This is a genomic window from Hyphomonas atlantica corrig. (assembly GCF_000682715.1).
In the GTDB taxonomy this organism is placed as follows: domain Bacteria; phylum Pseudomonadota; class Alphaproteobacteria; order Caulobacterales; family Hyphomonadaceae; genus Hyphomonas; species Hyphomonas atlantica.
Genome location: NZ_AWFH01000061.1, coordinates 132,935 through 146,610, shown reverse-complemented (window position 1 = coordinate 146,610; position 13,676 = coordinate 132,935). Strand labels below are relative to the sequence as shown.

General features: G+C 61.8%; 10 protein-coding genes. 6 read left to right on the top strand and 4 right to left on the bottom strand.

From position 1 onward, the window contains the following. The first annotated feature begins 62 nt into the window (after window positions 1–62). Window positions 63–1,145, top strand: a complete 1,083-nt coding sequence (locus HY36_RS15785; RefSeq protein ID WP_035554794.1) for a site-specific DNA-methyltransferase — start codon at window positions 63–65, stop codon at window positions 1,143–1,145. Window positions 1,146–1,183: 38 nt separating this feature from the next. On the opposite strand, the gene HY36_RS15780 is transcribed toward HY36_RS15785, so the two are convergent. After that, entirely contained in the window at window positions 1,184–2,023 is an 840-nt protein-coding gene (locus tag HY36_RS15780; protein WP_241764236.1) for a hypothetical protein, read from the bottom strand. 50 nt (window positions 2,024–2,073) lie between these two features. On the opposite strand from HY36_RS15780, the gene HY36_RS15775 reads away from it, so the two are divergent. Beyond that, window positions 2,074–2,991 (top strand): fatty acid desaturase family protein, encoded by a 918-nt coding sequence (locus tag HY36_RS15775; protein WP_035554792.1) that lies wholly within the window; start codon window positions 2,074–2,076, stop codon window positions 2,989–2,991. Window positions 2,992–2,997: 6 nt separating this feature from the next. On the opposite strand, the gene HY36_RS15770 is transcribed toward HY36_RS15775, so the two are convergent. The 3 genes from HY36_RS15770 to mutY all read right to left on the bottom strand — a co-directional run bounded on the left by HY36_RS15770 (window position 2,998) and on the right by mutY (window position 8,058). Further along, window positions 2,998–4,938 carry a sialate O-acetylesterase gene (locus HY36_RS15770; RefSeq protein ID WP_035554937.1) on the bottom strand — a complete coding sequence of 647 codons (1,941 nt, stop codon included), beginning with the start codon at window positions 4,936–4,938 and terminating at the stop codon, window positions 2,998–3,000. A 118-nt stretch (window positions 4,939–5,056) separates the two neighbouring features. Further along, window positions 5,057–6,895: a hypothetical protein gene (locus HY36_RS15765; RefSeq protein ID WP_155841993.1), complete on the bottom strand. Its 1,839-nt coding sequence runs from the start codon at window positions 6,893–6,895 to the stop codon at window positions 5,057–5,059. 113 nt (window positions 6,896–7,008) lie between these two features. Then, the gene (gene mutY, locus HY36_RS15760) at window positions 7,009–8,058 is read right to left on the bottom strand and encodes an A/G-specific adenine glycosylase (RefSeq protein WP_035554788.1); all 1,050 of its coding nucleotides are present in this window, start codon (window positions 8,056–8,058) and stop codon (window positions 7,009–7,011) included. Between the two features lie 38 nt (window positions 8,059–8,096). On the opposite strand from mutY, the gene HY36_RS17965 reads away from it, so the two are divergent. From HY36_RS17965 to smc, 4 genes are all read left to right on the top strand, one after another. Continuing rightward, a complete protein-coding gene (locus HY36_RS17965; protein WP_051602881.1) occupies window positions 8,097–8,678 on the top strand; it encodes a DUF721 domain-containing protein in 582 nt (193 codons plus the stop codon). Between the two features lie 30 nt (window positions 8,679–8,708). Continuing rightward, complete coding sequence (locus tag HY36_RS15750; RefSeq protein WP_035554786.1) at window positions 8,709–9,344, top strand: DsbA family protein; 636 nt, start codon at window positions 8,709–8,711, stop codon at window positions 9,342–9,344. A gap of 74 nt (window positions 9,345–9,418) precedes the next feature. Beyond that, window positions 9,419–10,075, top strand: coding sequence for a DsbA family protein (locus tag HY36_RS15745; RefSeq protein ID WP_051602880.1), 657 nt, complete (start codon window positions 9,419–9,421; stop codon window positions 10,073–10,075). 18 nt (window positions 10,076–10,093) lie between these two features. Then, a complete protein-coding gene (smc, locus tag HY36_RS15740; protein WP_035554784.1) occupies window positions 10,094–13,555 on the top strand; it encodes a chromosome segregation protein SMC in 3,462 nt (1,153 codons plus the stop codon). The last annotated feature ends 121 nt before the right edge of the window (window positions 13,556–13,676 follow it).

Sequence of the window (13,676 nt, the reverse complement as noted above, 5' to 3'; positions counted from 1 at the left end):
AACCGACCTCCGGCACTGATTCGCGCTTCGATACGACATCTTGTGCAAGCGGGGCTGAACCTATGGAACTACAGAAAAACGTGATCATGCAGGGCGATTGCATCGACATCCTGTCCCGTCTGCCGGACCGGTCGGTTGATCTCGTCTTTGCCGACCCGCCCTACAATCTGCAGCTTGGCGGCGGCCTGACCCGTCCGGACCAGTCGCACGTGGCCGGCGTGGACGATGACTGGGACAAGTTCGACAGTTTCGACGCCTATGACCTGTTCACCCATCAATGGCTGGAAGAATGCCGCCGCGTTCTGAAAGATGATGGCGCCATCTGGGTGATCGGCTCGTATCACAACATCTTCCGCGTTGGCGCGATCCTCCAGGATCAGGGCTTCTGGATCCAAAATGATGTGATCTGGCTGAAATCCAACCCGATGCCCAACTTCAAGGGCACCCGCTTCCAGAACGCCCACGAGACCCTGATCTGGGCGGGCAAGTCCGAAGCCTCGAAATGCACATTCAATTATGATGCGCTGAAAGTCTTCAATGACGACAAGCAGATGCGCTCTGACTGGATGATCCCGCTTTGCACCGGCGGCGAGCGCCTGAAGGATGAAGACGGCAAGAAGGCCCACCCGACGCAAAAGCCGGAAAGCCTGCTGCAACGCGTGCTGCTGGCCACAACCAATCCGGGCGACACGGTGCTGGACCCGTTCTCCGGCACGGGCACAACCGCCGCCGCCGCCAAGCGCCTTGGCCGCAACTATGTCGGCATCGAGCGCGACGAAACCTATATCCGCCTCTCCCGTGCGCGCCTGAAGGCCATTGAGCCGATCGAAGGCGCGGTGCTGGAAACGGAGAAGAGCAAGAAATCCCTGCCGCGCGTCCCCTTTGGCGCGCTGCTGGAAAGCGGCTGGCTGAAGCCCGGCGACCGCCTGTTCAGCCCGCAGCGTCGCTATCAGGCGCGCATCCGCGTCGACGGCTCACTGACGACCGGCACCATTTCCGGCTCGATCCATCGTCTCGGCGCGCATGTGCAACAGGCGCCGGCCTGCAATGGCTGGACCTATTGGCACTATGAAGACCCGAAGCGGAACCTTGCGCCGATCGACTTGCTGCGTCGCCGCTATCGCGAGGAAATGGGGCTGAACTAGACCGCCCCCGGACCATCAGAAAACGAAGCGGCGCGGGATCACTCCTGCGCCGCTTTTTCTATGGAGGCATAATATCGCTGCCAGCAGGCCTGTCCGATCTTGTTGTAGGCGCGCATCTTGTCCGCCATTCGCAACAGTCCATCCTGATCGCCCAGCTCTGGCGGCAATAGCGGATCAAAGTTGATGGCGCGGATCACGGGCTGTCCGATCAGCAGCGTCTCGCGCGCCGCTGCATCCACCGCCTTCCCGTCCAGCGTGGCCATGCTCTTGTCCATTGTGTCGATTGCGTGCGCATAGGAGCGCGACAGCGCATCCGGCGACCACAGGCTCGCCCAATCCTGCGGCCCGGCCATCGCCATGTCGGACGCGCGCATGAGGATAATGTCCTCGTCCGCGCCGATCTCTGTCAGGCCCGCCCGGTGACTTTCCAGATCGCCTGCCAGATTTGCGGGCCGCACCCAGAAGCCTTCCTCCGTCTGCTGATAGCCGAACAGGGCCAATGCCCGCTCCCGCGCACGCAGCTGCTTGCGATCGCTGCGGCCGAGATGCCTGGTCAGCGCGACGAGCCAGTCACCATTCCAGTCGACCATGCGCCCGGCCACATGCTCCCACTGTTTAACCCGCCGCATCAACGCCTGCGCCTTCGGGCCGGGGGAATAGATGCCCCGCTCAGGGCTTTCCAGCAATTCATCCTTGATCAGCCGCGTAACGGCCACGCGCAAGGTCGACGCCTCGATCCCGAACAGGGCCGCGGCGTGGATCAACCGCCCGATCGCCTGCGGCGACGCATCCGTGCTGCTCATCAGGGACAGGACCAGCGCGCGGGCCGAAACGTCTTCGGGGGTCAGGGGCTCATAATAATACACAAATTGACTCATACTGCCTTTTTATGTAATAAACGATTAAAGCACAGGATGGGAGGCCTGCCATGTCCGCCAAGATGAAGCTGTCGGAAGCCGTTACCAAGGAAGAATTGCGCGAGCTGCGCAAGAAATCCGATATCCGCGCTCTGGCCACGCTTAGCTGGAACTGGGGCCTGATCATTGCGGCGTTCGCGGTGGCGATCATCTGGCCGAACCCTCTGACCATTCTGGGCGGCGTGCTGATCCTTGGCGGGCGGCAGCTCGGCCTTGGTATTATCAATCATGACTGCGCGCATCACGCCTTCTTCAAGAGCCCGAAAATAGATGAGTTCGTCGGGCACTGGATTGCTGGCGCACCGATGAACATCTCCCTGCCCGCCTATCGCGCCTACCATTTGAAGCACCACAAATATGCCGGCACGCCAGACGATCCGGACATCATCTTCGTGAAGAATTATCCGGTTCCGAAAGAGAGCCTGCGCCGCAAATTCGTGCGCGACCTGACCGGGCAGACCGGGTTTCGCGACACGATGCGCAAGATCCGGAGTTTCAAACTCTCTCGCCACTGGCCCTGGCTGACTTTCCATGTCGGCCTGCTTGGCGTGCTGACAGCGGTCGGCGCCCCGTGGGCCTATTTGATGTGGTGGGCGGCTGAATTGTTCGTCTACCCCGCAATTGTCCGCCTGCGCCAGATTGGTGAACATGGCACGGCACTGGATCGCACCAGCCTGGACCCACGCCTGAACACCGGCACGACAGTGGCGCCCTTCTGGCAACGTGTCCTGATCGCGCCGAATGATGTGAACTATCACCTTGAGCATCACATGTTCGCGTCGATCCCGCCCTACCGGCTGAAGCGGCTGCACACGCTATTGTCCTCACGCGGATACTATGATGAGTTCGATTGCATCTCGCACGGCTATGGCGATGTCATCCGCCGCGCCATCCGCCGCGACGCGCCCGACATGGTGCCGGCCGAATAAGTCGCCTCAGTCGATCTGCATCCAGAACGGGCCTGCCGGCAGGCCATTGCCGTCAAACAGATTGCACAGCGGCGAGTCGCCTTGGCAGTAGCGGATTTCCGAAACCTGTGCGCCATCGGTTTCAATGATCATGACATCCCCGTCCAGCGTCGCCGGGGCAAACCGGCAAGCCGCGCCATCGCAAAGCTCGACGCCGGTCACATTGCTGGAGCTGATCGTGACCAGCCCCTGATCAATTCCCTGAAATGAGACGCGAATCTCGTCCGCCAGAATTTCGGCGTCTGTCGCGACCGGCCCGCTCGGCCCGTCAATCGCCTCGCCGTAGATCAGTGCCTTCGCGACACGGATGACCCGATTGGAGGCTGAAATCTTGTCGGCGGGGTGAATGTCATACGGGTCACCAAGGTCTATGGTGACGGCCAGCCCGACCCGGTCATCCTGCGCAGCGACCCGGCGCATGGATTCCCGAACCATGCCCCAGCCAGGCTCCCCGGCCACTGTCGGCAACGCGCCAAAGCGCGGCAGCTGAACCACCACCACAGGCAGGTCCGCGCCGAACTTTGCGCGCCAGTCCTGAACAAGCAGAGTCAGCAATTCCTCATAAGCCGCACCGGCCCCGGCATTGGACTCGCCCTGATACCAAATCGCGCCTTTCAGCCCGACGCCTTCCAATGGCGCGATCATCGCATTGTGCAGCATCGAATATCCCTGAATGGTTTGCCAGGGAGCAGGCTTGGGCCGCGTCACATCCGTCGGCACCTTGCGATAGGTCCAGCCCTCCGCGAGCGAAACCGAACTGCCATCGGCAAGCTCAAGCCGTAGCTCCGCATCCGGACCATTCATGCCGCCTTCGCCATAATCATTATGCGCATTGACGAGCAGGACATTGCGCCCAGCCCTCAACAGGTCCGCCGGCACGTCATAGACCCGCAATCCGCCCCAATCGAACGTGGTGCCAATCGCCACACCATTCATCCAGGTTACGTCCGTATCGTCGATTGACCCGATGTGCACACTGGCTGACTGGCTGGCCTGCGCCTCTGTCAGATCGAAGCTCACCTTGTGCCACACCATCCCCTTGTGATCGGCCAGTTCAGGGTCTCCCCATGTGCGCCAGTCGCGTAGTTGGCCGGGCACCGCTGCCCAGTCGCCCTTGTCCGGCGCGTCCCAAACTGCGTCTCCACCCGTTGCCGGATCGGCCAGCCAGCTCGCCTGCCAACTTTCCGAATAATCCTTTGCCGCCTTGACCGGATCATCAACATGAGTGCGCAGCAACTCAACCTGTTCGGCATGCTCCGCCGCCGCGCCCGCAACCTCGGCATCAATCCAGGATTCGATACGAGAGCCGCCCCAGGCTGACTGGATCAGGCCGACCGGCACATCATAAGTCTCGGCAATGTCTCGCCCAGTGAAATAGCACATCGCAGAGAACCACTCCGCGGCTTCCGGCGTCGCCTTGCTCCATGCGGTCGGCTCGGGCAGTTTTGACTGAGGCTCCAGCGCTGCCTTTTGATAAATATTCAGCAGGCGTATATTTTCCTCGCTCGCCTCCTCAAGGATCTGCGGCGCGTAAGGCATGTTCCTCAGCGGATATTTCATGTTCGACTGGCCGGAGCACAGGAACACATCACCTGACAGAACATCGCCGACATGATCCAGCTTGCGACCGCCTTCATGGAGAGAGATTTCGTGAATGCCACCCGCGGGCAGAGCGGCAAACTCCACCTGCCATGCGCCACTTTCGGCGACGGTAACCGTGCGTTCGGCCGCATCGAGTTTTACCGCCAGTTCGGTTCCGGGCTCGCCGGTGCCGAACACGCGCACCGGCTGGTCTCTCTGGATGACCATGTGGTCGCCAAACACATCCGCCAGTTCGGCGCTGTTCGGTTCAGCACATCCCGCCAGCATGGCAATCGCCAATGCGCTTAGCCCAAGCTTCTGAATCACGAATCCGCCTCCGCCCTCTTTGTTTGAAGGGACATTCCCCAAACCCGACAGCCTTGTCCAGTGTTAGCGGTAACTTTTCAGTCTTCGATTTCTGATCCGACGTTGTTCCCAGTCGGCGTCAGGACTCCTCATCCGAGCCGGACGAGGTGTCCTTGTCATGAGAGACTTGTTGAGGTGTGTTCGACTTCATGCCCAGCACGTTTGGTGTTTCCGCCCCATGCTGCACGGCCTTGGCGTATTGGGTGTTGATCGATACGACATCCTGTACGGCGGCGGCATCCCGACGTTGTAGCTGAGGCATGAACTTCAAATCGTCCAGTGACTTCACCGCCGTGGCGACAATTTCCTTCAACTCGTCCGTGTCGCTGCCAAACTCCAGAATGGATCGCGGGCCCATCAGTCCATTCTTGTTTGGCCGGGCAAAGGCGCAAGAGTGCACCAATACTGCGCTCCCTTCGACCACGCCATTCGTGAAGGGGATATCGATTTCGGTCTTCATCGTGTCGAATGAGGCATTGCCGATGGCCTGCGTCACGCTTGTTTCTGTTCCGGTCATCTCTGCCCGGAAGAACAAGCTTCTGAAATTGGTTTCGCCAAGGAACACTTCGGAGAGTCCGATGAACCATTTCCCGAACCCGCCGAAAATGAGGAACACCAGGATCCAGGGTCCTATGGCCCCCAGATCGCGCCATCCATTCACGATGGCTTCGTCGCTGGGTTCGTTCCCGGCCTGAAGAACGGCGGAAAGGCTTTCCAGACCCTCCACTTCCGGAATTCGAAACGCCAGCGCCAATGCAGCCACCAGCAAAAGAATGTTGCCGCACCCTTCCGCCAGAAATGGCACATATTTCGCGATTGGGGCTTTCTGAAGCTGAGGCTGCGTCTCAGCATACACGCGCGGCCCCGTATTGTAGATCCGGATGGCCTGATTTGGGTACAGGTCCTGCGTTGCCGTGATCATGGCTTCGGCAAACTGGCGAGAATTGCCCACGCCATCCCGTTGGAAGCGGATTTGCGTAACGCCCTCATCCAGTTCACCTGACAGCGACCTCAATCGCGCCATCCTGACGAACCAGAAGAAAACAGCTACGCCCGACAACGCCGCGGCCAACACCAGGATCAGCATGACCAGCCCCTGTGGTACGCTTGCATCCGACGTTCTCATCAATGCGTTGGCACTGGCCGGGTCAACTCCCAGCGCCGCATAGTCGAGGCTGGACACCAGCACGCCCCCGATTGCAAGCAGCGCCAGGAAGAAGATCAGCCCCCTGAGGGTGCCGGGCGACGCATTTCTCATCTGCGCCAATTGCATGGTCAGCGTGGAGGAGCGGACAAACATGCGCCACCGCGCCAGCAAGACGGTCGCAAGCACCCACCAGAACATGCTCTTCGTATTTCCCGTCATTTCCAGGCCGACTGTATTTGAGGCCGCCACGAAGAACAGCGCCAAACCCAGCACAATCAATGTGCCGATCAGGCAGGCAAAAATGTACTCAATCAGAAGGCGAATCTCGGGGGGCGAAAATCGAAGTCCGGGCAAGAACAGTTCTGCCAACCGGCCCAGTAAGCCAGCCTGTATACTTCCCTCTGGCGGTGAGCCCACATCCAGCAATTCCGACAATTCCCCGGGGGAGTAACGTTGCGCCTTTCCGATGGATGCGACAGCTTTGCCACCTTGCGAGCGCACAGCAAGGTCGGCTGGAGAGCGTGGATCAGGCTCGAACCCGGTCAGCCTGTCCACAGCCTGCTTCAGTCCCGTCAAGCCTGACAGGATCAGCACCGACGCAGCAAAACCTGACAGCATCATCAAAGGCATGTTGTCATTACTGAATGCGCCAAGCGCCTGGAACAGCACAAACAATCCCACCAGAAAAACGATCACCGCGCGAGCAAGGCGCAACAGCCCTGACACAACGAACGGATTTCGGAAATTGTCTGAACGCCTTCTGGTTTTCATGTTTGCCCCCAAACTCATCAAACCCAAAACAGAATTCTACCTTCCGCAATCGATCGGCTTAGTCAATCGCGCGTTGATGACGTTTTCTGGTTGCGCGCCCCGATGAGCGCTCCCTACTTCAAAGCGAGTTTGTAGGCTTTTTCGAAGACGCTGGGCAGGCCTTTGACGGCGTTGGCATTGGTCCAGATCGCGCCGGGGATCTTCGGTTTGCGTGCGGCTTCGGCCCGCATCACCCGAAAGCGCAGCGCGAAATGCGTGAAGACATGGCGCACTTCGCCAATGTCTTCCCACTCTGCCGTTGCCGGGGGGCGGGTTTCGGCAAAGCCGCCTTCCACCCAGTCTTCCGTCGGCAGGGCGAGCATGCCGCCCAGCAGGCCCTTGTCCGGGCGCCGGACCAGCAGGACCTGATCCTTCACGCGCAGCACATAGGCGGTTCCGTAGCGCACAGGCTTGGCCACTTTGGCAGGCTTGATGGGGTAGCGCTCCGGTTCCCCTTCGGCCCGCGCAGCGCAGAGATCCGAGACGGGGCAGATCAGGCAGTTCGGCTTGGTCGGCGTGCAGACGGTCGCGCCAAGGTCCATCAGAGCTTCGGCGAACTCTCCGGGCCGATCTTCCGGCACCAGCGCGCGGACGGTTTCCGCGATCACTTTCTTTTCTGCCGCCCATTCGCCCTTCAGGGCCAGCAGGCGCGCGAACACACGGTCGACATTGCCATCCACCGCTGCGGCTTTCTGATCGAAGGCAATCGCCGCAATCGCGCCCGCCGTATATGGCCCGATGCCCGGCAACTTGCGCAGCTCTGCCTCGGTTTCCGGAAATCCGCCGCGCGCCGTTACTTCACGCGCGCATTTCAGGAGGTTCCGCGCCCGCGCATAATAGCCAAGCCCGGCCCATGCGCTCATCACGTCTTCATCCTTCGCCGCCGCCAGCGCCTCGACACTTGGCCAGCGCTCCGTGAAGGCGTGGAAGTATGGCGTGCCGTGCGGGATGGTGGTCTGCTGCATCATGATCTCGCATAGCCAGACGCGGTAAGGGTCGGGCCGCTCTCCCACGGCGCGGTCAGCCGGCAGCGTCCGCCACGGCAAATCGCGCGCATGCCGCTCGAACCAGGGCAGCAATTTGCCCGGCAGGCTGTTCAAATCTCTGTGCTTTGCCGGCGCCATGCCTTTTCCTCGCCCGAAAGCCGTGCAATCTCGTGCGAATGGTCACGAGATCAAGTCTTGATCCCATTGAGGAAGCCCGCGCGCGGATCCGCCTTCGCTACCAGCGGGCGACGCGCGCCCATCCGGGCATGCGCCAGATCGGCCTGTCGGCAGAGCGGATCGGGCGCAAGTCCGGCGCCAAGAAACTTCCCCCCATCCAGATCCTCCGCCAGCGCTGGCGCGAGATTGCCGGGGAGCAACTCTACAAATACTGCCGCCCGGAACGACTCAGTGGCGGCAAGGATGGCCGTGTGCTCACCCTGCTCGTCGTGCCCCAGGCCGCGCCGATGGTGCAGCACCAGTCCGAAACGCTGCGCCAGCGTGTCTCGGTCTCTGCCGGGGGTGACATCACCGCGATCAAGATCAAGCAGGGCGCACTCGGAAACGAGCCTGCCAAGCCGATGCGCCGCAAGACACGCCCCCTGACCCGCGCCGAGCGTGAGGCGCTGCAGGAATCCGCCGCCCGCATCCAGGACGACAAGCTGCGCGCCGCAATTGTTGCGCTTGGAGAGGCCATGCTAACCGCAGAAGACACGCCGCCCGCCGACACGTCCGGTACAGGCGGTGACCTGCCCTTTTAGACATCCGCGCTGCCCGCAAGGAGCCCCGACATGCTGAAACCCCTTCTGACCGCCCTCATTTCTGCCGCCGCGCTTGCCCTGCCCGCGCTCGCGGATGATCTGTCGATCGGGCACTCAAAGGGATCGGAAGACGCGCCCATCACGCTGATCGAATATGGCTCCGTCACCTGCGGCGGATGCAAATTCTTCCACGACAAGATCATGCCGCGCGTCGAGCAGGATTATATCGAAACCGGCAAGGTCCGTTTCATCTTCCGCGAGGCACTGCGCAACGATGTGGATACGGCCCTCATCGCCATGGCGCGCTGCAAGGGGCCTGACAAATTTTTCGCGATCACTGATGCGATTTTCGAGAAACAGCCGGAGATCATCAAATCCGCGCAGGCCGGCAAAGTGCTCGACACTTTCCTGGATATCGGCGCGGAGTTCGGCATCAACACACCGGCCCAGTTCGATGCCTGCTACGAGGACATGGATATCCGCCTCGACATGATCGAAGTGCAGGAAACCAGCGAACTCTACGAATTGCGCGGCACGCCCACCCTGATCGTGAATGGCGAGGAGAAATATGTCGATGAGGATTTCAAATCCGCCGACGCTTTTGCCGCCTATCTGGATGAGCAGCTGGCCGCGCTTTCCGAAACGCCTGCCGAACAGGCAGAATAGTTAACAGACACCGGGGTTGCAGTTAACCAATTGGCAACCTAACCGACTCAATTCTTAACGCGAAGGTTATGACCATGAACATCTTCTCACGACGCACTGCGCTTGCCGCACTCTCCGCGCTGGCCCTGGCTGCCTGCGGTGACTCCGGCGCGGCCAACACGCCGGCAGGCGGCACGGTAAGCGCCGGTAGCGAACTGGGCCATGTGAAGGGCAATGCCGATGCGCCGGTCACGCTGATCGAATACGCGTCCCCGACCTGCCCGGCCTGTAAATACTGGCATGATGACATCAGCCCGGTCGTTCAGTCAGACTATGTCGACACCGGCAAGGTGAAGTTCGTATTCCGCGAATACCCGATCCACGGGCCGGACGTGCCTGCCTACCTCGTGGCAATGTGCGCGGGCGAAGACAAGTATTTCGATGTTCTGGACGAGCTTTTCGAATACCAGTCCGGCATCGTTGAATCCGCCCAGAATGGCGTTCTGAAAGCCATGCTGCAAACCATCGGACAGCGCCACGGCATTGAATCCGAAGCTGATTTTGATGCCTGCATGAACAATCGCGAGCTGCGCGAGCAGATGGCGGATGTGTACCAGACCGCAGAGGCCTATGGCGTGACCGGCACCCCGACCTTCATCATCAATGGTGAAGTGCACCAGTTCGCCAACATGAACTCTGCCGAGAAGGTCACTGCCGCACTGGACGCCGCACTCGAGGCTGCAGGCGAATAAGGATATGGGGGAGCCAGCATGCAGATAACCGAACTCCGTATCGCTGGCTTCAAGTCCTTCGTGGACCCTCAGGATGTTCCGATCGAACCCGGCCTGACCGGGATCGTCGGCCCGAATGGCTGCGGCAAGTCCAATCTACTCGAAGCCCTGCGCTGGGCGATGGGCGCCAGCTCTGCCCGCGCCATGCGCGGTGGGGAGATGGATGACCTGATCTTCTCAGGTGCAGACGGGCGCCCGGCCCGCGAAACGGCGGAAGTCACGCTGGTGCTGGACAATTCCAAGCGCACCGCGCCGCCGGAATTCAACGCCTCTGACACGCTGGAGATCATCCGCCGCCTGAAGCGGGGCGCGGGCTCCACCTACAAGCTCAATGGGCGCACCGTGCGCGGCAAGGACATCCAGCTCCTGTTCGCGGATGCCTCCACCGGGGCGAACTCCCCGGCGCTGGTGCGTCAGGGCCAGATCTCCGAACTCATTGGCTCCAAGCCCCAGAACCGTCGCCGCATCCTCGAAGAGGCCGCCGGCATTGCGGGTCTCAACTCCCGCCGTCACGAGGCTGAGCTGAAGCTGAATGGCGCAGAGACCAATCTGGAGCGCCTGTCCGAAGTTTCCGCCGAGGTCGAACGCCAACTGGCTAGCCTGAAGCGGCAGGCCGCAAAGGCGCGCCGCTACAAGCGCCTGTCTGAAGAAATCCATGCCCTCGACGCGCTGATTGCGCATTTGCGCTGGCACGAGGCCAAGCTCGCCTGCGACACCGCCCGCACCCAGCTGGAAGACGCACGCCGCGCCGTTGAAGAGAAAACCCGCGAAGATGCCGTGCGCGAGCGTGAGCGCATCGAGGCCAGCGAGGGCCTGAACCCATTGCGCGAAGCAGAGAGCATCGCCGCTGCCAAGCTGGGCCAGGCCCGGATCATGCTGGCGAAACTGGAAACCGAGCGCAAAATCGCCGCCGAAACGCATCAGCGCCTCGACGCCGAAGCGACCCGTCTGATGGAAGACATCGAGCGCGAACAGGACCAGAAGCTGGAAGCTGAAGACGCGCTGGCCCATGCCAAGTTCGAACTCTCCTCCCTGCCGGTGCTGGACGAAGCCCGCAATGAAGAGATTGAGGCCGAAACGCGCCGTGCGCTGGAAAATGCCCGCATGCGCCTCGCCGAAGCTGAAAAGACTGCCGACGAAGCGCAAGAACGTTTGGCACAGGTCCGCGCCCAACGCCGCGCGTCTGAAGAGAATGCCGCCGCCCAGCGTCGTCGCCAGTCGCAACTGACCGCAGAGATCGACCGCCTCAAGGGCGAGATGTCCCGCATCGAAGACGTGGTGACCCTCACCTCCCGTCTGAGAGACGCCAAGACGGCTGAGCAATCTGCCGAAACGGCGCTGCACGAGGCGGAACGTGCCGTAGAGGCCGCAGAAGCGAAGCTGGCCGAAACCCGTGAAGCAGAAACCTCGGCCCAACCCCCACGGGACTCAGCGCAACAGGAAGTTCGCGCGCTGGAAGCCGAGATTGCCGGCTTGCGCAAATTGCTCCGCAAGGCGGAAGGCCCCAAGGCCCCGCCGGTCGTGGAGCGCATCCGCACGCAGGATGGATACGAAAAGGCCATCGCCGCCGCCCTTGGGGATGACATTGAAGCACCGACAGACCGGTCCGCGGCCATGTTCTGGGGCGGTGCCTCTCTCGCCGGACAAACCCTGCCAGATGGCGCACGCCCGCTGACGGACGTGACCGAAGCCCCCGGCGAACTGGCTGCGCGCCTTGCCCAGTGTGGCGTGGTGGATGTGGCGGATGGTGAGCGCCTGATGGCTGAGCTGAAGCCGGGCCAGCGCCTTGTTTCGGTCGAAGGCCATCTCTGGCGCTGGGATGGCTATATCCGCACGCCGGATGCCCCCGTCAGCGCCGCCGCCCGTCTGGAGCAGCAGGCCCGACTGGAAGCGGCCGAAGCCGAGCTTGGCCCGCTGACCGAAACCTATGAAGCGCGCGAAGCCGAATGGGTCGCGGCGCGCGAGGCCCGTCAGGCCGCCGAAACGAATCTGCGCGATCTGCGTCAGGCAATCGCCCCGGCCCAGCGGGCGCTGAGCGAAGCCCGCAATCGCGTCTCGCAGGAGGCGCAGGCCTCTGAACGCGCGGCGATGAAACGCGACACCAGCGGCGAAGCACTGACCCGCGCCGAATCAGACCTTGCCATCGTCAATGAAACGCTGGCCATGATCTCTCCCGAAGGCCCGGCAGAGGATGAAAGCGCGCTGGAGGCCCGCCTCGCCGAAGCGCGGACAATGGTGGCCGAGGCCCGCACTGAAGAGGTCGAAGCGCGTGGCCGCCTGACCGACATCACCCGTGGCCGGGAACAGGCCGCTGCCCGGCGCGAGGGATTGGAGCGGGACATCAAGACCTGGTCTGGCCGCATCGCCTCAGCCGAGGAACGCGTTGGCCGCCTGATCGAGCGCCGCAAATCCGCAGCCTCCGAAGCGCTCGCCGCCAAGGCGCGGCCGGAAGAACTCGCCAGCGAGATCGAGACCCGCAGCAATGAGGTCGAAACGCTGGAAACAGAGCGCAAGCGCGTCGCTGACCAGCTGGCCCAAAAAGAAACCGCGATCCGCGAAGCCGAACAGGCCGCCCGCCGCGCCGCCAATGAAGCCTCTGAAGCGCGCGAGAATCTGGCTGGCTGGAAAGTGAAGCTCGAAAACGCCGAAGGCCGTCTCGAAGAATCGGTCGAGATCGCGCGCAACAATTTCCAGCGCACGCCCGAAGGCCTGCTGGCGATTGCCGAAGCGGGCCTCGACGAAGAAGAGATGGGCGAATTCTCCCCGCGCGACGCAGAGCGCAAGGCCGACGAACTGCGCCGCACGCGAGACCAACTCGGCGGCGTGAACATGAATGCCGAGGAAGAGGCCGCAGAGCTGGAAGAACGCCTCGGCTCACAGGTTACCGAGAAGGAAGACCTGATCGCCGCCATCGCCAAGCTGCGCCAGGGCGTCGACAAGCTGAACGCCGAGGGCCGCGAACGCCTGCTGACCGCGTTCGAGACCGTGAATGAGCACTTCAAGGCACTGTTCACGGCACTGTTCCGCGGCGGGCAGGCCGAGCTGCGCCTCGTCGATGCGGACGACCCCCTTCAGGCGGGACTCGAAATCATGGCCCAGCCGCCCGGCAAGAAGCTCGGCACGCTGAACCTGATGTCGGGCGGAGAGCAGGCCCTGACAGCGGCAGCGCTGATCTTTGCGGTCTTCCTGTCCCGCCCTGCCCCGATCTGCGTGCTGGACGAGGTGGACGCTCCGCTGGACGACGCCAATGTCGACCGCTTCTGCAACATGCTGAACGAGATGCGCCAGCGTACCGATACGCGCTTTGTGGTGATCACGCACAATCCGGTCACGATGAGCCGGATGGACCGTCTTTTCGGCGTCACGATGCGCGAAAAAGGCGTTTCCAAGCTGGTTTCTGTGGACCTGCAGGCAGCCGAAGAGCTTGTTGCGGCGGAGTAGCGCACACCTGAACAATAGAAACTCAATAAAATCAGGCGTCTAGCTTTCTGCAATCGCGGTTGACTTGCCCGCCCCGTATACATAGTTTGCGCCGAAATCCGGGGGGCACCCCATCAGAAGG

What these genes read in the sequence shown, in the direction of transcription:
- HY36_RS15745 (WP_051602880.1), top strand. Translation starts at nt 9,419, where the DNA reads ATGAACATCTTCTCACGACGCACTGCGCTTGCCGCACTCTCCGCGCTG.
- mutY (WP_035554788.1), bottom strand. Translation starts at nt 8,058, where the DNA reads ATGGCGCCGGCAAAGCACAGAGATTTGAACAGCCTGCCGGGCAAATTG.
- HY36_RS17965 (WP_051602881.1), top strand. Translation starts at nt 8,097, where the DNA reads ATGGTCACGAGATCAAGTCTTGATCCCATTGAGGAAGCCCGCGCGCGG.
- smc (WP_035554784.1), top strand. Translation starts at nt 10,094, where the DNA reads ATGCAGATAACCGAACTCCGTATCGCTGGCTTCAAGTCCTTCGTGGAC.
- HY36_RS15765 (WP_155841993.1), bottom strand. Translation starts at nt 6,895, where the DNA reads ATGAAAACCAGAAGGCGTTCAGACAATTTCCGAAATCCGTTCGTTGTG.
- HY36_RS15750 (WP_035554786.1), top strand. Translation starts at nt 8,709, where the DNA reads ATGCTGAAACCCCTTCTGACCGCCCTCATTTCTGCCGCCGCGCTTGCC.
- HY36_RS15775 (WP_035554792.1), top strand. Translation starts at nt 2,074, where the DNA reads ATGTCCGCCAAGATGAAGCTGTCGGAAGCCGTTACCAAGGAAGAATTG.
- HY36_RS15785 (WP_035554794.1), top strand. Translation starts at nt 63, where the DNA reads ATGGAACTACAGAAAAACGTGATCATGCAGGGCGATTGCATCGACATC.
- HY36_RS15780 (WP_241764236.1), bottom strand. Translation starts at nt 2,023, where the DNA reads ATGAGTCAATTTGTGTATTATTATGAGCCCCTGACCCCCGAAGACGTT.